Source organism: Streptomyces sp. NPDC058674 (assembly GCF_042716505.1).
GTDB lineage: Bacteria > Actinomycetota > Actinomycetes > Streptomycetales > Streptomycetaceae > Streptomyces.
The window spans coordinates 149726-170033 of sequence record NZ_JBHXSC010000001.1 but is presented as its reverse complement, the minus strand read 5'-3'; the positions used below and the strand labels follow the sequence as shown (position 1 = coordinate 170033).

The window sequence follows — 20308 nt, the reverse complement described above, 5'->3', positions numbered from 1 at the left end:
CCACCGGGTCACCACGTCAGGCGTCCGCGATGTCGTTCGCCGCCACGTAGCCGAACGTCATCGCGGGACCGATCGTCGAGCCGGCCCCCGCATAGCTGTGGCCCATCACCGCCGCACTCGCGTTGCCCGCCGCGTACAGGCCCCGGATCACCGAGCCGTCCGCGCGCAGCGCCCGGGCCCGCGCGTCCGTCACGATGCCGCCCTTGGTGCCCAGGTCCCCCGGCACGATCTTGAACGCGTGGAACGGCGGCGCCCAGACCGGTGCCAGGCACGAGTTCGGCTGCACGTTCGGGTCCGTGTAGTAGTGGTCGTACGCCGTGTCCCCGCGGTGGAAGTCCGCGTCGGTCCCCGTCCACGCCTGCGCGTTGAAGCGGTTGAGCGTCGCCCGCAGGGCACCCGCCGGGACCCCGATCTGGCCCGCGAGGGCGTCCCACGTCCACGCCTTCTTCGCCGCACCGGCCTCGTACCAGGAATCCGGGAAGGGGAACGTCGGCAGGACGTCCTTGAACAGGTACTTGTTGCGGTAGTTCTGGTCCACGATCAGCCAGGCCGGGATGTGCGAGCCCGGAGCGCCGCGGTCCTTGTCGTACATCACGTGCACCACGTCGCTGTACGGAGCCGCCTCGTTGACGAACCGCGCCCCGTTGCGGTTGACGATCAGTCCGCCCGGCAGGGTCCGTTCGGCGAGGCAGAAGTACGGTTCACCGGGCAGCGGGATCGACGGGCCCCACCACGCGTCCTCCATCAGCCCGAGCGCGGCCCCGGCCCGCTGCCCCGCCCGGATGCCGTCGCCCGTGTTCTCCTTCGCGCCCACCGACCACTGGGTGCCGATCGGCTGCTGCTGGTACTGGGCCCGCATCTGCGCGTTGTGCTCGAAGCCCCCCGAGCCGACGACCACGCCCTTGCGGGCGCGCACGGTGCCCCGTACGCCCTCCTTCTCCACCACGACCCCGGTCACCGCGCCGCCCTCCTGGACCAGGTCCACCAGCGGGCTGTTCAGCCACACCGGCACCCCCGCCCGCTGCAGCCCCGCCCGCAGGCCCGCCGCCAGGGACTGGCCCATGGTCAGCGGCTTCTCACCGCGCAGCGCCGCCTTCGTGCCGCGCGCCAGGCACTCCGTGGACACCGCGAGGCCCTTCGCGCTCACCGCTGCCAGGTTGAGCCACTTGTAGTCCTGGCTGAACACCACCATTCCGGCCGGGACGGGCAGGTACGCCGGGTTCAGCCGGGCCAGTTCGGCGCCCAGGACGTTCCCGTCGAGCTGGTCCGGCTCGACGGACCGGCCGTTCGGCAGCCCGCCGGGCAGATGGGGGTAGTAGTCGCTGTACCCCTCCATGAAGCGGAACCGGAGCGGGCTGTTCGCCATCACGAAGTCCAGCATCCGGGGCCCGTTGGCGAGGAACGCGGCCTGGCGGTCGGCCGGCACCCCGGGCCCTACGACGGCCGACAGGTACGTCGCCGCCTTCTGCGGGGTGTCCGGGACGCCCGCGGCCAGGATGACCGAGTTGTTCGGCAGCCAGATCCCCGCCCCGGACCGGGCCGCCGACCCGCCGAAGGTCGGCGCCTTCTCGACCACCAGGACGCTCAGCCCGCGCCGGGCGGCGGTGAGCGCGGCGGTCATCCCGGCGGCCCCCGACCCGACGACGACCACGTCGTACTCGCCGAGCGGGACCCCGCCGTCGGCGGCGGCGGCCCGCGCCGCGGCGGACGGCACCACTGCGGCGGCGGCCACGGCGGCCCCCGCCCCGGCCAGCACGGTCCGTCTGGACGGGAGGGACCCGGGGGAGGTGCGGGAAGCGCTCGCGGACATGGGCAGGCTCCAGCGGTGGGGAGGAGGGGATGGCTCCAGCATGTCTGATGCTCAGTCAGAAAAGGTGTTCGGGGGATCATGTGATGTCAAGGCATGCGGCACCCCGGGCCGCCCCGCGCACACACGGGCGAAGCCCCGCGGCGGTGGGGGCCGTGGGGCTTCGCGTAGAGGAGACCGGATCAGCGCGTGCCGACCGCCGCACGGACCGCCCTGCGGGCCATCCCGGCGTCGTCGTGCAGGCGGCGCAGCAGCAGCCGCTGCTCCTCGCCGGAGGAGAGGGCGCCCGCCACCGGGGACGGCACCGAGGGAGGAGCCAGCATCGAGCGCTGGATCGCGGTCTCGGACATCCGGATCTCCCGGGTCAGTACCAGCATCAGGTTGACCAGGAAGGCGTCCCGCGCGGCCGGTCCGGCGGACTGGGCGAGCCGGCTGATCTGGGAGCGGGCGGCCGGGGCGTCGCCCAGAACCGTCCACAGCGTCGCCAGGTCGTAGCCCGGGAGGTACCAGCCCGCGTGCTCCCAGTCGAGCAGCACGGGCCCGGCCGGCGACAGCAGCAGGTTCGACAGCAGCGCGTCGCCGTGGTTGAACTGCAGGGGGGTGCCCGACAGCTTCACCCCGTGCAGCAGCTTCTGCAGGTCGCCGAGGTCCCGGTCGGTCAGCAGGCCCAGCTCGTAGTCACGGGAGATCCGCCGCGCGTAGTTCAACGGGGACCCGAACAGCTCGGCCGGGGGCTGCCACTGGTTGACCCGTGACAGCGCGCCCAGGGCCGCCCGCAGGTCCACCCGCGGCGGCGCCTCCGCGGGGTGGCGCTGGAGCGCCGCGACCCGGCCCGCCATCCGCTCGACCACCAGCGTGCAGTTCTCCGGGTCGGCGGCGATCAGCCGCGGTACCCGGACCGGCGGCCGGTGCCGGACGAACGCCCGGTACGCCGCTATTTCGTGCTGGTACCGCTCGCGCCACTCGGGTGAGTGATCCAGTAAGACCTTCGCCACGGCGGTCATCCGTCCGGTGGTCCCCACCAGGAGGACCGACCGGCCGCTGCGCCGCAGCACCTGGACCGGGGCGAACTCCGGACAGATCCGCTGCACCGAGGCGAGCGCGGTGCGCAGTTGCGCGCCCTGCGGCCCGGAGAGGTCGATCCTGCCGCTCGGCGGCTGCGAACCGGTGCTCGGGATCCGCCGGGCCCGTACGGCGCCCTGCGCCGGGGCCGCGGGGCGGCCGGGGTCGAGGTAGGGGCCGCCGCCCGCCTGGAGCGTGCGGTGCGGCCGAACCGGTGCGGACACGGAGGACGTTGATGCGTACATGGCGTTACGGATCCCTTCGTGCGCCGACGAGTTGCGTACGCCACCCCGCCGGACCCCGTCTTCACCCTGGGGAGTTCCGCCGGTGACCGGGGCGGGGAGGCGCATTCCTACCTGACACCCGGGGGTCCCTGGCGAACCACGGGGCGAGCCCTGGCGAAGCCTGGCGAATAGTCGCTGGGCATCTGACGGCGGGCTACTGTCAACTCAGCCGAGAACCTGGGGGCTTGACGTGAGCAAAGGTCCGAACACCCGCTTGAACGACCTGTTCGGCCTGGCCGGCTGGTCGAAGGGCGAGCTGGCGAGGATGGTGAACCGGCAGGCGGCGGCCATGGGCCACCCGCAGCTGGCCACCGACACCTCGCGGGTACGGCGCTGGATCGACATGGGGGAGACCCCGCGCGAACCGGTTCCCACGGTACTGGCAGCACTGTTCACCGAGCGGCTCGGTCGTGTCGTGACCATCGAGGACCTCGGGTTCGTACGGCAGCGGCGCACCGCGAAACGGCAGTCGGACGGGGTTCAGGAGAACCCCGACGGACTGCCCTGGGCGCCCGAACGCACAGCCGCGGTCCTCACCGAATTCACGGGAATGGACCTCATGCTCAACCGTCGCGGTCTGATGGGCGCGGGCGCCGTGCTCACCGCCGGCTCCACGCTCAGCAACACCATGTACGACTGGCTCCACGCCGACCCGGCCCGCGCCAAGCAGGCGCAGGGCTTCGGGAAAGGCCACCAGGCCGACCCCGCGGGCTACGACCGCTACGAGGCGGCCCCGATCGGCTCCCAGGAGATCGAGGCCCTGGAGCGCTCGGTGGACGTGTTCCGCGCCTGGGACGCCTCCAGAGGCGGCGGGCTCCAGCGCAAGGCCGTGGTCGGGCAGCTCAACGAAGTGGGGGGGATGCTCGCCTACCACCACCCCGACCACCTCCAGCGCAGGCTCTGGGGGGTGGCGGCCAACCTGGCGGTGCTCGCCGGGTGGATGTCCCACGACGTGGGCCTCGAACCCACCGCCCAGAAGTACTTCGTGATCGCCGCGCACGCCGCCCGCGAGGGCGGGGACCGGCCGCGGGCCGGGGAAGCGCTGTCCCGCGCCGCCCGGCAGATGGTCCACCTCGGCAAGCCGAACGAGGCCCTGGACCTGATGAAGCTGGCGCAGTCCGGCTCGGGCGAGCAGACCCTCCCGCGCACCCGCGCGATGCTGCACACCATCGAGGCCTGGGCGCAGGCCGCCATGGGCAAGGGCCAGGCCATGCGCCGCACGCTCGGCGAGGCGGAGGAGCTCTTCGTCTCCGACAAGGGGGACGTGCCGGCGCCGAGTTGGATGCAGAGCTTCGACGAGGCCGACCTGCACGGCATGCAGGCCCTGGCGTACCGGACGCTCGCCGACCACGACGCGGCGGCGGCCCCGTCCGCCGCACGGCACGCCAAGGAGGCGCTGAGGCTGCGCGGTCCCGGCTACCAGCGCTCACAGATCTTCGACTACATCTCCCTGGCCTCGGCCTGCTTCATCGCGGACGACCCCGAACAGGCCGACCGCTACGCCCGGCTGGCCCTGGTGTCGATGAACGAGACGTCCTCCCACCGGACCTGGGACCGGCTCCGCGAGATGTACCGGCTCACCGGCCAGTACGCCGGCTACCCGTGCATCGAGGACCTTCGTGAGGAGATCGAACGTGCCCTCCCCGACAGCCCCGCGCCCACGCGCCGCACGCGCGGTACGGAGGTGTAGTCCTCCGCCGCCGTACCGCCCGCCCCCGCACGCACGACGGGAAGGGCCGCGCCGGGCGGCGCGGCCCCGAAGACCGTACGTACGCGCGTGCCGTTCGAGGCCGCGCGGCTACCCCCGGACCCGTGCCACGAGCACGCACGAGTCGTCCTCGCGCTCGCCCGCGTCGAACGGCTCGATCACCATGCGTACGCACTCCTGGGCCGACCGGGCCGCGGTGATCCGCGGCGCGAGCGCCAGCAGCCGTCCGGTCACGTCCGTCCGTCCGGACTCGGCGCCGTGCGGGGCCAGTCCGTCGGTGTGCAGGACGAGTACGTCGCCCACTTCGAGCCGCTCCTCGGCCTGTCCGTACGACGCCCCGGAGGTCGCGCCCAGCAGCACGCCCTCCGGCGGCACCAGGGCGCGGCCCGATCCGCCGCGGAAGAGCAGGGGGGCGCTGTGGCCGGCCTGCGCCCAGGACAGGAGGCGGTGCGCGGGGTCGTAGTGGCAGCAGACGGCCGAGCCGAGCGCGGGCTGGACGGAGGTCTCCAGGAGCTGGTTGAGCCAGCCCATCAGGGGGCCGGGCTCGATCCCGGCCATCGCCATGCCGCGCAGGGCGCCCAGCATCATCGCCATCCCCGAGGTGGCGGTCACGCCGTGGCCGGTGAGGTCCCCGACGGTCAGCATCGAGCGCCCGGCGGGGAGGTCCAGCGCGTCGTACCAGTCACCGCCGACCGGCGCGCCGGTCGCGGACGGCAGGTAGTGCGCGGCCACGTCCAGTGCGGCCGTGTCGCGGTGCGGGAACCGCAGGGAGCCGCGCCACGGGGGGAGCACGGCTTCCTGCAGCTCGACCGCCAGCCGGCGCTCGGTCTGCGCGACCTCCCGCCGGCGTTGCAGCGAGTCGTGTGTCTCGCGCACCGCCCGCTGGCTGCGGCGCAGTTCACTCACGTCCCGGATGACCGCCCACATGGAGGCGGTGCATCCGTCGGAGTCGAGTACCGGCTCGCCCCTCATGTGCAGTGTCCGGACCCGGCCGTCGGCCCGGACGACGCGGAACTCGCCGTCGATCGGCCGACCGTCCACCAGGCAGTCCGTCACCCAGGCGGTGAGCAGCGGCTGGTCGTCGGAGAAGAGGGTGGAGCCCAGCTCGTCGAGGGGGAGCGCACCCTTCTCCGGGGAGCGGCCGAAGATCTGGAAGAGTTCGTCGGACCAGTGGACCTCGTCGGTCAGCAGGTTCCACTCGGCACTGCCGACGCGGGTGCGGCGGTCCTCCGGCCCAGGCTCGTCCGGTCTGTCCGTCCCTGACGTCCCTGCCGGGAGTTCGGTCAGCTCGGGTGCGGGCGGCAGTCCCTCCTTGAGCTGGCCGAGGTGACGGCCGAGGTCCTCCAAGTGGTGCACGGCCAGATCGCACAGCGCGCGCTGCCAGCGGCCCTCCGCGTCGCCGTCGTCCGCGACCGCGCCGCGGCGGACCGCGTCGACCTCACCGCGCAGGCGCCGGGTCTGGGTGATCAGCGCGTCCACGGGCCCCGGCTCCGGTGGTTGCGCGGAACGGTCCGCGAACAGGTGGGACGGCATGAGGACTCCGATACAGGCGCGGCACGGCCAAGTCTGAAGGAAAGACCGGTAACGACTGTGGCACAGCCCGCGGGGGCACGTAAGGAGTTTGGCAACATCCGGGCCGTGCTTGCTCTCGGCATATGCCCCGGGCCTCCGGGCCGCTCGGCGGTGTGCGAACGAATCCGGTCAGCGCCCTTGCGGCGCCCGGCCGACGGCCCCGGCGGAGGTGGAACGCGGCGGCCGCCGCCCGCGTGCGGTTCCGTACGGCGGACCCCGGGCGAGGGGGGTCCCGACCGCCGGGAAAACCGGCCATGGGGCGGCGGCCGCTCGATCGTACGGCCGAGGCGTGCGAGCGGTGGCCGGAGCCCGACTTCCGTGCGGCGGGCCGGGCGTGTCGGGCGCGGCACCCCCCGAACGGAGCGGGCGCCGGGCTCCGCGGAGCTCTTCCCCGGCCCGCGTGTGATCGCTACTGTACGTGTCGGTAATGACCGGGGGAGGTCCGCGCGGGCGGATCCGCGCAGGGCGGGGACACGACGACATGACCGGGCAGAGCCACGCCGTCGGCCAGAGCCACGCCACCGGCGACGGCACCGGGCAGAACGGCGGTGCCGGGCCGGGCGACGTTGCCGGGCAGGGGCACGCCGCCGGGCCGGGCGGCGGGCCGGGCGGCGCCCCCGGACGGGCCGGCTTCGCCGGGGGCAGCCGCCGCTCCTTCCTCACCTACCTCGTCGCCGCGCCGACCCTGGCCCTCGTCACCCGGGCCGGCGCCGACGCGGTCGCCCCGCAGCCGGCCCACGCCGTGGTCCCGTCGCTGCCCGCCGTCGCCGATGTGATCGACCTCGGCGACCTGTTCATCCTGGCCGGTGCTCCCACGGCAGCCCTGCTGGCACTCGCCGTCGAGGCGGACGGCACGATCCGCTTCCGGCTGCCGCGCGAGGAAGTCGGCCAGGGGCTCACCACCGCCGTGGCGATGCTCGTCGCGGAGGAGCTCGACGCACCGCTGGGCGCCGTGCGCGTGGAGCTGGACGACGCGCGTCCCGAGCTCCTCTTCAACCAGCTCACCGGCTCATCCAATTCCGTCCGCTCCCTCTACGGGCCGGTCCGCCAGTGCGCGGCCACGGCCCGGGCCCGCCTGATCGCCGCCGCCGCCCGTCGCTGGAGCCTCCCCGCGGCCTCGCTGACCACCGCGAACGGCGCGGTCCGCGCCCCCGACGGCCGCACGGCCGGCTACGGCTCGCTCGCCGGGGCGGCCGCGGACCCGGCCCTGGTCGTGCTCGGCGCCACCCCCAAGAAGACCGCCGACCACACCCTGGTCGGCCGGCCCACCGGACGCGTCGACGCCCGCGCCATGGTCACCGGCGCCCAGCGGTACACGCTCGACCTCGACGTGCCGGGCGCCGCACCCTGCGTGGTGCGCCGCCCGCCCACCCTCGGCGGCAGCGTCCGGTCCGTCGCCAACCTCGCCGCCGTCCGCGCCATGCCCGGCGTGCTGCACGTGGTGACCGTCGCGACCGGGGTCGCCGTCGTCGCCGAGACCTTCGGCCAGGCGCTGGACGCCAAGGCCGCCCTCCAGGTCACCTGGGGCCCCGGGCCCGCCGACGGGCTGTCCGACGCTCAGGTCCGTACGAGGCTGCGCGCCGCCACCCCGCCACTGCTGGTGCCGCCGCTACTGACCCCGTACGTGGACGCCGAGTTCGACTTCGCCTTCGTCAGCCACGCCCCCATGGAGACGAACTGCGCCGTCGCCGACGTCCGCGACGACCGGGCCGAGATCTGGTCCGGGCTGAAGTCCCCGATCGTGGCCCGCGAGACCATCGCCGCGGATCTCGGGCTGCCGCTGGACCGGGTGCGGGTGCACGTGGTCCAGGCGGGCGGCTCCTTCGGCCGCCGCCTCTTCTTCGACGCCGCCCTGGAGGCCGCCCGGATATCGAAGGCCTGCCGCCGCCCGGTCAAGCTGATGTGGACCCGCGTCGACGACACCCGGCACGGCCGGATGCGCCCCGCCACCCACCACAAGATCCGCGCCACCCACCTGCTGGGTGAGGTGCTCAGCTTCGAACACCGGGTCGCCGCCGCCGAGACGGACTTCCGGCACGGCCTCGGCGAGATCGTCACCGCGACCGCCGCCCACCTGCCCCTCGGCATCGGCAACGCGACACTCGCCCAGACCCTCTTCCTGACGACCGTGAAGTCCCCCTACCACTTCGGGCTCACCACACAGGCCCTCGTCGAGGTGCCGACCGGCGTCCCCACCGGCTCCTGGCGCTCGGTGTACTCCGCCAATGCCCGTGGCGCCGAGGAGATCGTGGTCGACGAACTGGCCGCGGCGACCGGGAAGGACCCGTACCGCTTCCGGCGCGCCTTCCTGAAGACCGGCGCGCAGCGCGCCGTCCTCGACAAGGCGGCGCTGGAGGGGGAGTGGGGCCGCCCGATGGGCGCGGGCCGGGCGCAGGGCATCGCGTTCCACGAGGAGTACAAGTCGCGCACCGCCTGCCTGGTGGAGATCGACGTCCGCGATCCGGAGCACGTGCGCGTCACGAAGGCGGTCATCGCGGTGGACGTGGGGCTGCCCGTCAACCCGCGCGGACTGGAGGCCCAGATGCTCGGCGGCCTCACCGATGCCATCTCCACCACCTTGCGCGCCGGTCTGCACCTGGAGAAGGGGCTCCCGTTGGAGGGCAGTTACAGCCAGTTCCACTGGGCGCAGCAGCGCGACACGCCGCGGGACGTACGGGTCTTCGTGCTGCCGGCGACGGGGGAGAGCCCCGGTGGTGCGGGCGAGCTCGGCGTGCCCGCAGCGGTGGGCGCCATCGCCAACGCCTGGGCGCGGGCCACCGGTTCCAAGCCGCGCAGCTTCCCCCTCGATTTCGACGTCGACTTCACCCCCTATCCCCGATAGCCCCGGAGCCAGGAGTACGCCGTGCCCTCGCACACCTTCACCGTCAACGGGCGGAGCGTCACCGTGGACGCGCCCGACGACCTGCCCCTGCTGTGGGTGCTCCGCGACAAGCTGGGCGTCCACGGGCCCAAGTACGGCTGCGGCGTCGACGTCTGCAAGGCGTGCACCAGCCATCTCGACGGCGTGGACGTCCGCCCGTGCGTCGTGCCCGTCTCGGCCTGCGCGGGCAGGGCGGTGACCACGATCGAGGGGCTGGCCGACGGGGACGAGCTGCACCCGGTGCAGGAGGCCTGGCTCGAACAGGACGTCTCCCAGTGCGGCTTCTGCCAGCCCGGGCAGATCATGGCGGCGGTCGCCCTGCTGAAGCGCACCGCCGAGCCCACCGACGAGGACATCGACGCCATCGCCAACATATGCCGCTGCGGTACGTACTTCCGCATCCGCGAGGCGATCCGCAGCGCGGCCGCGAAGATGTGAGCACCGCAGCGGGCTGCGCCGCGCGTACGGGTCCGGGTCCGGGCGGGGACTCCCGCCCGGACCCGGACCCCGGGCCGCACCCGGGGCGGCTCAGCCCAGGAGCTTCTGCTTGGCCCGCTGGAACTCCTCCTCGCTCAGGTCGCCCTTGGCCTTCAGCTCGGAGAGTTTGACCAGGTTGTCCGCCCCCGCCCGGCCCGGGTCCTTGACGGTCTCCCGGATGTAGGCGTTGAAGGCCTCCTGGCGCTCCTGTGCGTGCTCGACCTCGCGCTTGCCCATGTTCCGGCCCCGGGCGATCACGTACACCAGTACGCCGAGGAAGGGGATCAGGATCAGGAACAGGAGCCACAGGGCCTTGATCCATCCGCTCATCTCGTGGTCGCGGAACACGTCCACGATGACCCGGAAGAGCAGGACCAGCCACATGACCCACAGGAAGATCCACATCACGGTCCAGAACGCGCCCAGCACCGGGTAGTCGTAGGCCAGGTAGGCAGATCCGTCCATGGCCGTCCTCCTTCCGTACCCGATCACCATCGCAGTGCCCGTTCAAGATCGCCACTGGCCGCCGCCAGGACGGGTTCGCGGTGGGGCACAGCCACCGAGGATTCCGCACTCCCCGTACCGCGAGGTGGCAGTCGAGCCGCGCGACGGGGCCCGGGCTCGGGTCGTCGGGCCGCGCGGCGGCCCCGCGCTCAGGCCGCCGGGCCGCCCGGCCGGCGCGCGCGGTCGGACGGCTTCGCCCGGGCGGTGCCACCCTCCCCGGCGGCCCGCTGGGTGACCGCCGCGTGTGCCAGCGCCAGTTCGACCACGTGCGCCGGATCGGCCAGGGCCCGGCCGGTGAGCTGCTCCAGGCGGCGCAGCCGGTTCGAGACCGTGTTGCGGTGGCAGTACAGGCGTTGCGCGGCGTAGGTCGTCGAGCCCTGACAGGCCAGCCACGTGCCCAGCGTGGTCAGCAGCACCCGGCGGTCCTCCGGGGGCAGCGCCAGCACCGGACCCAGCACCACCTGCCGCAGCCGCCCGGCCAGTTCGGCCTGGGCGGCGACCAGCGCCGCCGGCAGCCGCTCGTCGAGCAGGGCGGTGCGCGGACCCCCGGACAGCGGGGCGGTGCGCAGGGCCAGCGCCGCCAGCCGGTGGGCCCCGGGCAGCTCGGACGGTGCCTCCACGACCGGGCTGACCCCGGCGCGCAGCCCGAGCGGAGCCAGCAGGTCCCGTACGGACTCCAGCGGGTGGTGGCCCAGGTGCACCAGGCCGCTCTCCCCGTCGGCGCGCACCCGCCACAGCACGCGCGGCCCGTCGGCGGCGCGCGGTCCCTCCGCCACCCGGTGGGCGCCCGGGGAGGCCAGCACCACCACCGCGAAGCGACCCCGCTCCGGCAGTCCCAGCTGCGCCGCGGCCTCCGAGGCGGCGGGTCCCTCCACGGCCGCGGCGCCGTCCAGCAGCGCGTCGAGCAGGGCGGCGCGCCGCTCCCGGTCCCGGTCGGTGCGGGCGGCGGCCGTGCCGCGGTACGACTCGGTCACGGCGTCGGTCATCTGGTCCAGTACGTCCCACAGCACGGTCGCGCCCGGCAGCAGCGCGGGCAGCGCCGCCCGGTCGTGCGCCGCCACCGCCTCGGTGAGGGTCAGCCAGAGCAGCCGCCCGCCCCGCCGGTAGGTGCCCAGCAGGGAGGCGAGCGGCAGCCCCTGCTCGGCGCGGAGGGTGCCGGTGGCCCGGGCGTCGGCCAGCTCGACCGGCAGGCCGCGGGAGCTGCGGACCAGTCCGTCGACGGCCTGCCCGAGGTTGTGGTGGATGCGCTCGCGCAGCTCGGCCCGGCCGAGCAGGGCGGCGTAGGCCGGGTCCTCGGCCAGCGTCCGGTCGGCGAGCCGGTCCGCCGCCACGGCGAGCCGGCGGGACAGGTCCTCGCGTATCTCCTCGATGATCCGCTCCATGACCGGCAGCCTGACACGGGGGAGGGTGCGGTGGGGAGGGCCCGGACGGGCCGCATCCGCTACCGTGGCCGGAGCACTGCACGTGCAGTGCTCACCGTGCCGCGCGTCGTCCGGTGCCGGCGGTCCGCCCCGGCGTGTCCGGTGCCGTCCGCCCCGGCGCCGACCCCGAGAGGACGACCCGTGCGCCAGAATCCCCAACGCCGCGCCGGCCTGCTCGACGCCGCCATCGAGGTGCTGGCGCGCGAGGGCTCGCGCGGCCTGACCCTGCGGGCGGTCGACGCGCAGGCGGCCGTGCCCACGGGCACCACCTCGAACTACTTCGCCAACCGGGCCCAGTTGCTCGTGGAGATCCTGCACCGCACCCGCGAGCGCCTGGTCCCGGATCCCGCCGACCTGGCGGGCCCGCTGGACACCGAAGTGCTGCTCCACCAGCTGGTGGAGCGCATGCGGCGCGAGCGCAGCGTCCACATCGCGATGCTGGAACTGCGCCTGGAGGCCACCCGGCGCCCCGAGCTCCAGGCCGAACTGACGCGGTTCCAGGGCGAGGAGCTGCAGGCGAACGTCGACTGGCACCTGAAGGCGGGCCTTCCGGGCGACCGGCAGGGCGTGGTCCTGGTGTACCTCGCGATGCTGGGCCTGATCGTGGACGACCTGACCGCGCCGGGGCTGCTGGAGCCCCACCCGGTGGAGGACCTCGTCAAGGCGCTGGTGGACCGCCTCCTCCGGTAGCACCGCGACGTGTCGTCCGGGGGCGGGAGTTGGACCACCCTGCCGTGCGCGGCGGCCGTCCGGCGTACGTGCCCGAGGGGCGCAGGCCCGCGGACCGGGGGCATTGGTTGATCTTATGCTCAGGTTTACGCGAGTCAGCGGGGTTTGGGGCCGATGAGGGACTTTGATGGGTTTGCCAGACCTCGTACCGCAGCAGGGGGAGCACTCCATGGGCACCGAGCGCAGCCAGAAGGCCAGCACACCCACCCTGATCGGATCCGTGCAGCGCGCACTGCGCCTCGTGGAGGCGATGTACGCGGAGGGCGGCGCGACGGCCAAGCGGCTGGCGCGGGTCACCGGCATCCCGCTGCCGACCGTCTACCACCTGCTCCGCACCCTCAGCCACGAGGGCTACGTGAAGCGCGAAGGCGGCGCGTTCCGCTTGGCCGACGACCTCCCGCTCGCTTCGTGATCAAAAGGCGGCGGGTTCCGGCCAAGCTCTCACGTCCTTGGGCGCATGTTCCCGCGGAAAATGCCAGAACGCCCTTTCGTCCTGTGGAAGTTGAGTAAGTTCCCTCCTGTCGCGCCGACCGTGCACCCCGCACGTCCGGCCGGGAGGGGAGCCCCGCGTGCCCGGGATCGACGAATGCCTGCTCGAAGCCATGGCCCTGCCTGGTGCCCGGGGGGCCGCGCTGGTCGACTGGAGCAGCGGACTGGCCCTCGGCACCGCGGGCGACTCGCCCGTCGGAGACCACGAGACCACCGCCGCCGAGACCGCCGAGCTGGCCCGGGCCGCCGCCGAGTACGAGTCCTTCGCCCCGGCGGAATCCGACCGGATACCCGGCGGGGGAGCGGCCGCCGCAGCCGCCGGCCCGCCCGTCGAGGACCTGATCGTCACCACCCGCACCGGCTACCACGTGCTCCGCTTCGTCGAGACCAGCTTCGACAGCAGCGTCTTCCTGCACCTCTGGCTCGACCGCGCCGACGGCAACCTCGCCCTCGCCCGCCACCGCCTGCGCACCCTCGCCGAGGGACTGGTGCTCAGATGAGCGCCCCGTCCAGGGTCCCGCTGCCCGCCCCCATGACCGCCGTCTCCCCCCTCCTCACCCGGCTGGCCGCCGAACGCGCCACCGGCGCACTCCTGCGCGACCGGGGCACCCTCTTCCTGGAGGACGGACGCATCGTCCACGCCGAGAGCCCCGCCACCCCCGGCCTCGACGTGCTCCTCACCACCGGCGGCGGCCTGGCCCCCGAACGCTGGAACGAGGCGGTGAACCAGGCCGGCGCCCGGCGCCAGGTCGCCCGCTTCCTCGTCGACAGCGGCGGGCTGGCCGGCGGGGAGCTGGAGATATGCCACCTCGCCGCGATCTTCGACGCCGCGTTCTTCGCCCTGTCCCCGGGCAGCGGCCCCTCACGGTTCCGCCGCGGGGCCACCCACTGGATCGGCTCCGTCCGCTCGGTCCCGGCGGACGCCGTGGAGCGCGAGACCCGGCGCCGCCGCGAGCTGCTCGACGCGGTCTGGCCCTACCCGCTGCTGGACACCGCCCCCGTGGTGCCGCGGGCCGCCGCGCCCGGCCAGACGGTCACCGCCCGCCAGCGGCTCCTGCTCCGGCAGGCGGACGGCGTGCGGACCCCCGCGGACCTCGCGTGGGTGCTGGGCCGGCCCGCCTTCCACACGCTGCTCGACGTACGGCGCCTCGCGGCGGCCGGACTCGTCGAGACCCCGCACGCCCCGGCTCCGGCGCCCGCCCCGGAGCCGCTTCCCGACTGGATGACCCAGGCCCAACCCCCGGACGTGGCACTGCTCCGCCGGTTACGCGACGCACTGGAGGCAAGCCTGTGAGGCTCCCGCTGCGACCGGCCCTGCGGGCCGACCGTTCCGAGCGGAGGCAGCCGGAGCGGCAGTCCGAAAGGAGAAAGGCCGACATGAGTACGGTGCCCGCCGAGGCCGAGGCCGAGATACTCGCCGAGCTCCGCAGGCTCCGGGCCCGGGTCCCGCAGCTCACCGGCGCACTCGCCGCGAGCGTCGACGGCCTGGTACTCGCCCAGGACAGCGCCGCCACGGAGGCCGAGACCGTCGCCGCCCTCACCGCGGCCGCACTCGGCGTGGCCCAGCGGCTCAGCGACTGCACCGGCCAGGGCGGATTCCGCGAGCTGCTCGTCCGGGGGGAGCACGGCTACGTCGCCACGTACGCGGCGGGCGAGGCGGCCGTGCTCACCCTCACGGCGGAGCCGCGGGTGAACGTCGGCCGCCTCCACCTGGAGGCCCGGCGCTCCAGCCTGCGGATATCGGAACTCATCGCCCACACCCTCGGGCGGCGCGCCGCCGCGATTCCGCCTCCGCCACCGGGGCCCCCGCAGGCCCCGCCGACGGCGCTGAGGCCACCCCCGACATAGTCCCCCCGGGTACCGGGCGGGACCACCGCACGGCCCGGCACGGCGAACCCGCGCGACAGCGCACCACCCCACGAGAAAGAGGAACCTCCCATGGCCAACGTGGAAACCGCACTCAAGGAAGCCACCACCGTCATCGAGGGCGCGCTCGGCGCCGCCCTCGTCGACTACGGCAGCGGCATGGCCCTCGGTACCATCGGCGGCGGCAAGGAACTGGACCTGGCCGTGGCCGCCGCCGGCAACACCGACGTGGTCCGCGCCAAGGTCCGCACCATGGAGATGCTCGGCCTCAACGACGAGATCGAGGACATCCTGATCACGCTCGGCAGCCAGTACCACCTCATCCGGCTGCTCAAGGGCCGAGGGACGTCCGGCTTCTTCCTCTACCTGGCCCTCGACCGGGGCCGGGCCAACCTCGCGATGGCCCGCCACCAGCTGAAGGCGATCGAGAACAAGCTGGAGATCTGACCCGCAACGCCCCACCGGACCTGAGCAAAAGGCCTTCGTCGAGGTGGCGGGCGGCTGAATTCTTTGCCGTCCGCCCCGACGATCGGTAGGCGTATGTCCCAAATGGTGGGATTTTATGAATCTGTTACAGAGTAGGATGCTGTAATCAGCTGATCATCGATAAAGCATAAAACGCTGGAGAATTCGTCACCCATGCCCCCGCGCTTGAGCATCGTCGTCCCCGTCTACAACGTCGAGCTCTACCTCGACGAGTGCCTGGAATCCCTTGCCGCTCAGACCTTCGCCGACTTCGAGGCGATCCTCGTGGACGACGGGTCCACGGACAGCAGCGCCGTCATCGCGAAGGCCTTCGCCGCGCGTGACAAGCGGTTCCGGGTCGTCATGCAGGAGAACGCAGGCCTCGGCGCCGCCCGCAACGTGGGAGCCCGGCACGCCGACAAGGACAGTGAGTACCTGGCCTTCGTCGACAGTGACGACACCCTGCCCACGTACGCCTACGAGCGGCTGGTCGAGGCCCTCGACGAGTCGGGCTCCGACTTCGCGGGCGGCAACGTCAAGCGCTTCCGGTCCGTCGGCATGCAGCAGTCCTGGGGCCACCGCGCCGCGTTCGCCCGGACCCAGCTGAAGACGCACATCTCCAAGTTCCCGGCGCTGGTCACCGACCGCACCGCGTGGAACAAGGTCTACCGGCGGAGCTTCTGGAACGAGCACGACTTCCAGTACCCCGAGGGCATCCTCTACGAGGACGCCCCGGTCAGCATCCCCGCGCACTACTTCGCCTCCAGCGTCGACGTCATCAGTGACTGCGTCTACCACTGGCGCGTCCGCGAGACCGGCGAGCGCTCCATCACCCAGCGCTCCACCGACCCGGTCTCCCTGATCGACCGCGTCACCTCCGTACGCCTGGTCCGCGAGGCCCTCAAGGGCAAGGAGGGCGCCAAGTACGCCCGCTACCTCCGCGACTACGACTACAACGTGCTGAGCGAGGAACTCCCGCTCATCTACAAGTACGTCGGCGAGGGCGGCCCGGACTTCCGCGCCGCGTTCGTCAAGGAGGTCGGCGGACTCGTCCGCGAGATCGGCACCGGCCCCTGGTCCGACCTGACCGTCGCCGACCGCCTCAAGGCCTACCTGGCCCGCGAAGGCCGCGTCGAGGACTTCATCGCCCTCCAGGACCACCAGCGGGACTACCACTACAGCGTGCCGGTCAAGGGCCTCGCCCGCCCCCAGGCGGACTACCCCTTCCTGCACGGCCGTCCGCCCGTCCCCGCCAAGATCCTCACCCTCGGCCCCCGCGAGCGACGCGTCGTCAGCCGCCTGGAGCAGGCGGTCTGGGCCGACGGCAAGCTGCTCCTGCGCGGCTACGCCCTGCCCGGCCACCTCGGCGCCGAAAGCCGCCTGGGCTCCCGCAAGATGCTGGTGTTCCGCGAGGGCGGCAAGCGCCGCCGCTCCGTCGTGAGCGCCCGTACGGTCGCCGCCCCGATGGCCAGCGTGAACTCCCCGCACCTCGCCCTGCGGCACGCGGACTGGGCCGGCTTCACCGCCGTCGTCGACCCCTCGGTCTTCCAGTCGGGCGGCACCTGGCGCGACGGCGTCTGGACCACCTCCGTCGCCGTCACCGGCGCCGGCGGTCTGCACCGAGCCCGTCTGCGGGGCGGCGAGCACGACACCGGCCAGAACCCGCCCGCGCACTGGGTGGCCCCGGACGTGCGGATCCGCCCGACCGTCGCCGGCTCCCTCACCATCCAGGTCGAGGTCGTCCGCGCCCGCGCCCTGGACGTCCGCCCGGCGGGCGACGACGCCGTCGAGATCGGCGGCGAACTCGCCGCGGAGCTCAGCGCCGCCACCACGCTGCGCGCCCTCCACGTGCCGACCGGCACCGTGCTCGACTTCCCGCTGGAGAAGACGGCCGCCGCCGCGGGCAGCCGAATCCCCTTCACCGCACGCGTCACCCTGGCCGAGCTCGCCGCGGTCCCCGCCGTCGAGTCCCTGCCCGGCGAGTGGAACCCCGAGCCCTGGAACCTGTCGGTCGTCGGCGCCGACGGCGCCGAGCACCTGCTGGCCCACGACGAACGCGGCGACTTCACCGGCCTGGTCGTCCCCCTGGCGGGCGGCGACTGCGGGCGCGCCCTCTTCGCCAAGCGGAGCAACAGCGGCCACCTCATCCTGTCCGCCCAGCCCTCGCCGCCGCTGGTCGACGCCGTCAGCGCCAAGGACGGTGCGCTGACCCTGCGCGGCCGCTTCGTCGCCCCCACCGACGAGCCGTACGAGCTGGTCCTGCACAACGTGCACGGCACCGAGTTCAGCTACCCGGTCACCCGGGACGGGGACACCTTCGAGACCACCTTCGAGCCCGTCCTCCCCGAGGCCTACGGCGGCCGCACCACCCTCCCCGAGGGCCGCTGGTGGCCCACCCTGCGCCCGGCGGCCCAGGGCGGGACCACCGCGGGCCTGCTCGGCGTCGACCGCGGCGCGCCCGTGCAGATCGGCCCCGGCATCCTGTACGCCGGACCGCACCCGCTGACCACGAACGGCCGCCGGATGCGCGTGGAGTCCCGCTTCCACGACCGCATGGTGCTCGTCTCGGACCCGCTGCTCAGCCCGCACGACCGCTCCAACTACGCCCAGCGCGTCGCCCGCTTCGAGACCTACCCGGCGCAGCGCGCCCTCCCGGTCAAGAACGTCGTCGTCTACGACGCCTTCCAGGGGAACGGCGGCGGCGACTCCCCGCGTGCCATCCACGAGGAGCTGCTGCGCCGCGGCGAGAAGCTGGAGCACATCTGGCTGGTCCGCGACGGCCGCGCCGAGGTCCCCGAGACCGCCCGCGCCGTCCAGTACGACAGCGTCGAGTCCTGGGAGGTGCTGGCCCGGGCCCGCTACTACGTGGTCAACTCCAACGTGCCGCGCCACTTCCTGCGCCGTTCGGGCCAGACCGTCGTCCAGACGTGGCACGGCACCCCGATCAAGCAGATCGGCCACGACTACGTCCACGACTACTACACGAGCCCCGACGTGCTGGAGGGCCTGGCGCACGACAGCGCCCAGTGGACCCTGCTGGCCTCCCCGAGCTCGTACGCCACCCCGGTGCTCAAGCGCGCCCTCGGCTACGACGGCGAGGTCATCGAGTCCGGCAGCCCGCGCACGGACGCCCTGGTGCGGCCCGACGCGCAGCGCATCGCCGAGGTCCGGCGCCGGCTGGGCCTGCCCGAGGGCAAGAAGGTCGTCCTCTACATGCCGACCTGGCGGGAGAACCGCGAGGGCTTCTCCGGCGGCTACAAGCTCGACCTGAACATCGACCTCGACGCGGCCCGCCGCGAGCTCGCCGAGGACCACGTCCTGCTGGTCCGCGGCCACCACAACGTGAACGAGCAGGTCCGCGAGGGAGTCCGCGACGGCTTCGTCGTCGACGTCTCCCGCTGGCCGGACCCCACCGACCTGCTGCTCGTCGCCGACGTGCTGATCTCGGACTACTCCTCCGCGATCTTCGACTTCGCGCTGACCGACCGGCCGATCCTCCTCTTCACCTACGACCTGGACCACTACCGGGGCACCCTGCGCGGCTTCAACTTCGACCTGGAGGAGAAGGCGCCCGGCCCGCTGCTGGCGGACTCGGCGAGCCTCATCGAGGCCGTGCGGAACGCGGACTCCGTGGGCGCGCGGTACGCCGGGGCGCGGGCGGCGTTCCGCGAGGAGTTCTGCGACCTGGACGACGGCAACGCCGCCAAGCGCGTCGTGGACCGCATGCTCGGGGTGACCGGGGCCGAGAAGCCCGGGAAGTAACCCGTACGAGCGAATTCCATGCCGGACACAGACCGGCCCCGGGCCCACCGACGATTTTCGGGCCCGGGGCCGGTCTGTATGTACGGACGGTACCCACCGTCCGTGCAACGGCCTGGAGGCAGTCATGAGCAGCAGCGGTTTCACCACGTGCCTGTGGTTCGACGGAAACGCGGAGGACGCGGCCGACTTCTACCTGTCCGTCTTCAAGGACGGCAAGCGCGGCCGGACCGGCTACTACACCGAGGCGGGCCCGGGCCCGGCCGGCGAGGTCATGATCGTCGAGTTCGAGGTGCACGGGCAGAAGTTCGTCGGCCTCAACGGCGGTCCGCAGTTCCCCTTCACCGAGGCGATCTCCTTCCAGATCCACTGCGCCGACCAGGCGGAGGCCGACCACTACTGGGACGTGCTCACCCGGGACGGTGGTGAGGAAGGGCCCTGCGGCTGGGTCAAGGACAAGTTCGGGGTCTCCTGGCAGGTCGCCCCGGCTGAGGCGATCGACCTGGTCGCCGACCCGGACCCGCAGCGGGCCGCCCGCGCCACGGCCGCCATGCTGCGGATGAAGAAGCTGGACGTCGCCGAGATGCGCCGGGCCGCCGACGGCGGCTGAGCCCGGCGGCGGCTGAGCCCGGCGGGAGCGGGCCGGGCGGGAGCGGGCCGGGCGGGAGCGGACCGGGCGGAAGCGGGCCGGGCGGAAGCGGGCCGGGCGGGAGCGGGGTTCGACGGAAGCGGGGCCGCTTCCCGATCGCTCCGGTGAATCACGCCCCCCACAGGAGTGAGTCCGGGCCGCGCCCCTCCCGGCGGAACCGCCCCGGCGGCTACAAACCGGACATGAGACTCAAGCCGTACAGCCCCAGCGCCCTGCTGCTCGCCCTGCTCGCGCTGCCGGCCCTGTCCTCGGGCCCCGCGCTCGCGGCCGAGGCCGCCGCCCCGGCGGCCGCTCCCGCTCCCGCCTGGTACCGCCACAGCGCTGCCGAGATCGGCCTCTTCCTCACCTCTTTCTACGGGGACCACGGCCCCACGGCCTTCGACCGCGCGTACCGCGTCTCGCAGGTCCTCAAGGACCGGCAGAAGGCGAACCCGGAGGCCGACGTCCTCCTCTGCGCCCAGAACGAGCCACGTGGCGTCACCATCGGAGCGGTCACGGTGGCCCAGTCGGCCGGGGTCGGCTGGGCCACCGTCACCACCCACTGGGCGGGCGACGACACCGACACCTTCACCGCATACGTACGGCTGGACTCCCTCCCCATCGCCCTGGACGACGTGATCTGCGCGGGCTGACAC

17 protein-coding genes are annotated in these 20308 nt (G+C 73.5%); 12 read left to right on the top strand and 5 right to left on the bottom strand.

Features of this window, described 5'->3' with window-relative positions; genetic code table 11:
• Window positions 1–16: 16 nt before the first annotated feature.
• Window positions 17–1810, bottom strand: a complete 1794-nt coding sequence (gene kstD / locus ACFWU6_RS00790) for a 3-oxosteroid 1-dehydrogenase (protein WP_383977124.1) — start codon at window positions 1808–1810, stop codon at window positions 17–19.
• A 179-nt stretch (window positions 1811–1989) separates the two neighbouring features.
• Window positions 1990–3114, bottom strand: coding sequence for an aminoglycoside phosphotransferase family protein (locus ACFWU6_RS00785; protein WP_383811638.1), 1125 nt, complete (start codon window positions 3112–3114; stop codon window positions 1990–1992).
• 229 nt (window positions 3115–3343) lie between these two features.
• Between ACFWU6_RS00785 and ACFWU6_RS00780 the strand changes: the two genes are divergently transcribed.
• Complete coding sequence (locus ACFWU6_RS00780; RefSeq protein ID WP_383977121.1) at window positions 3344–4843, top strand: hypothetical protein; 1500 nt, start codon at window positions 3344–3346, stop codon at window positions 4841–4843.
• Between the two features lie 108 nt (window positions 4844–4951).
• On the opposite strand, the gene ACFWU6_RS00775 is transcribed toward ACFWU6_RS00780, so the two are convergent.
• On the bottom strand, window positions 4952–6394 hold the full coding sequence (locus tag ACFWU6_RS00775) for a PP2C family protein-serine/threonine phosphatase (protein WP_383977118.1): 1443 nt from the start codon (window positions 6392–6394) through the stop codon (window positions 4952–4954).
• 520 nt (window positions 6395–6914) lie between these two features.
• On the opposite strand from ACFWU6_RS00775, the gene ACFWU6_RS00770 reads away from it, so the two are divergent.
• Entirely contained in the window at window positions 6915–9275 is a 2361-nt protein-coding gene (locus ACFWU6_RS00770) for a molybdopterin cofactor-binding domain-containing protein (protein WP_383977115.1), read from the top strand.
• A gap of 21 nt (window positions 9276–9296) precedes the next feature.
• Window positions 9297–9752 carry a (2Fe-2S)-binding protein gene (locus tag ACFWU6_RS00765; RefSeq protein ID WP_383977112.1) on the top strand — a complete coding sequence of 152 codons (456 nt, stop codon included), beginning with the start codon at window positions 9297–9299 and terminating at the stop codon, window positions 9750–9752.
• 90 nt (window positions 9753–9842) lie between these two features.
• Here ACFWU6_RS00765 and ACFWU6_RS00760 read toward each other — a convergent pair whose 3' ends face one another.
• Window positions 9843–10256, bottom strand: coding sequence for an SHOCT domain-containing protein (locus ACFWU6_RS00760; RefSeq protein WP_383977109.1), 414 nt, complete (start codon window positions 10254–10256; stop codon window positions 9843–9845).
• A gap of 188 nt (window positions 10257–10444) precedes the next feature.
• Window positions 10445–11677 (bottom strand): PucR family transcriptional regulator, encoded by a 1233-nt coding sequence (locus tag ACFWU6_RS00755; protein WP_383977106.1) that lies wholly within the window; start codon window positions 11675–11677, stop codon window positions 10445–10447.
• 180 nt (window positions 11678–11857) lie between these two features.
• Between ACFWU6_RS00755 and ACFWU6_RS00750 the strand changes: the two genes are divergently transcribed.
• From ACFWU6_RS00750 to ACFWU6_RS00710, 9 genes are all read left to right on the top strand, one after another.
• Entirely contained in the window at window positions 11858–12406 is a 549-nt protein-coding gene (locus tag ACFWU6_RS00750; RefSeq protein WP_383977103.1) for a TetR/AcrR family transcriptional regulator, read from the top strand.
• A 166-nt stretch (window positions 12407–12572) separates the two neighbouring features.
• Window positions 12573–12857 (top strand): helix-turn-helix domain-containing protein, encoded by a 285-nt coding sequence (locus tag ACFWU6_RS00745; protein ID WP_383804322.1) that lies wholly within the window; start codon window positions 12573–12575, stop codon window positions 12855–12857.
• A 157-nt stretch (window positions 12858–13014) separates the two neighbouring features.
• Window positions 13015–13434 (top strand): hypothetical protein, encoded by a 420-nt coding sequence (locus tag ACFWU6_RS00740; RefSeq protein WP_383804324.1) that lies wholly within the window; start codon window positions 13015–13017, stop codon window positions 13432–13434.
• Window positions 13431–14228 (top strand): transcriptional regulator, encoded by a 798-nt coding sequence (locus ACFWU6_RS00735; protein WP_383804326.1) that lies wholly within the window; start codon window positions 13431–13433, stop codon window positions 14226–14228. The genes ACFWU6_RS00740 and ACFWU6_RS00735 overlap by 4 nt, the downstream gene beginning before the upstream one ends.
• Window positions 14229–14311: 83 nt before the next feature.
• On the top strand, window positions 14312–14782 hold the full coding sequence (locus tag ACFWU6_RS00730; protein ID WP_383977101.1) for a roadblock/LC7 domain-containing protein: 471 nt from the start codon (window positions 14312–14314) through the stop codon (window positions 14780–14782).
• A gap of 90 nt (window positions 14783–14872) precedes the next feature.
• Window positions 14873–15247: a hypothetical protein gene (locus ACFWU6_RS00725; protein WP_383804330.1), complete on the top strand. Its 375-nt coding sequence runs from the start codon at window positions 14873–14875 to the stop codon at window positions 15245–15247.
• A 204-nt stretch (window positions 15248–15451) separates the two neighbouring features.
• Complete coding sequence (locus ACFWU6_RS00720; protein ID WP_383977098.1) at window positions 15452–19027, top strand: CDP-glycerol glycerophosphotransferase family protein; 3576 nt, start codon at window positions 15452–15454, stop codon at window positions 19025–19027.
• 124 nt (window positions 19028–19151) lie between these two features.
• Entirely contained in the window at window positions 19152–19634 is a 483-nt protein-coding gene (locus tag ACFWU6_RS00715) for a VOC family protein (RefSeq protein ID WP_383804334.1), read from the top strand.
• 221 nt (window positions 19635–19855) lie between these two features.
• Entirely contained in the window at window positions 19856–20305 is a 450-nt protein-coding gene (locus ACFWU6_RS00710) for a hypothetical protein (protein WP_383804336.1), read from the top strand.
• The last annotated feature ends 3 nt before the right edge of the window (window positions 20306–20308 follow it).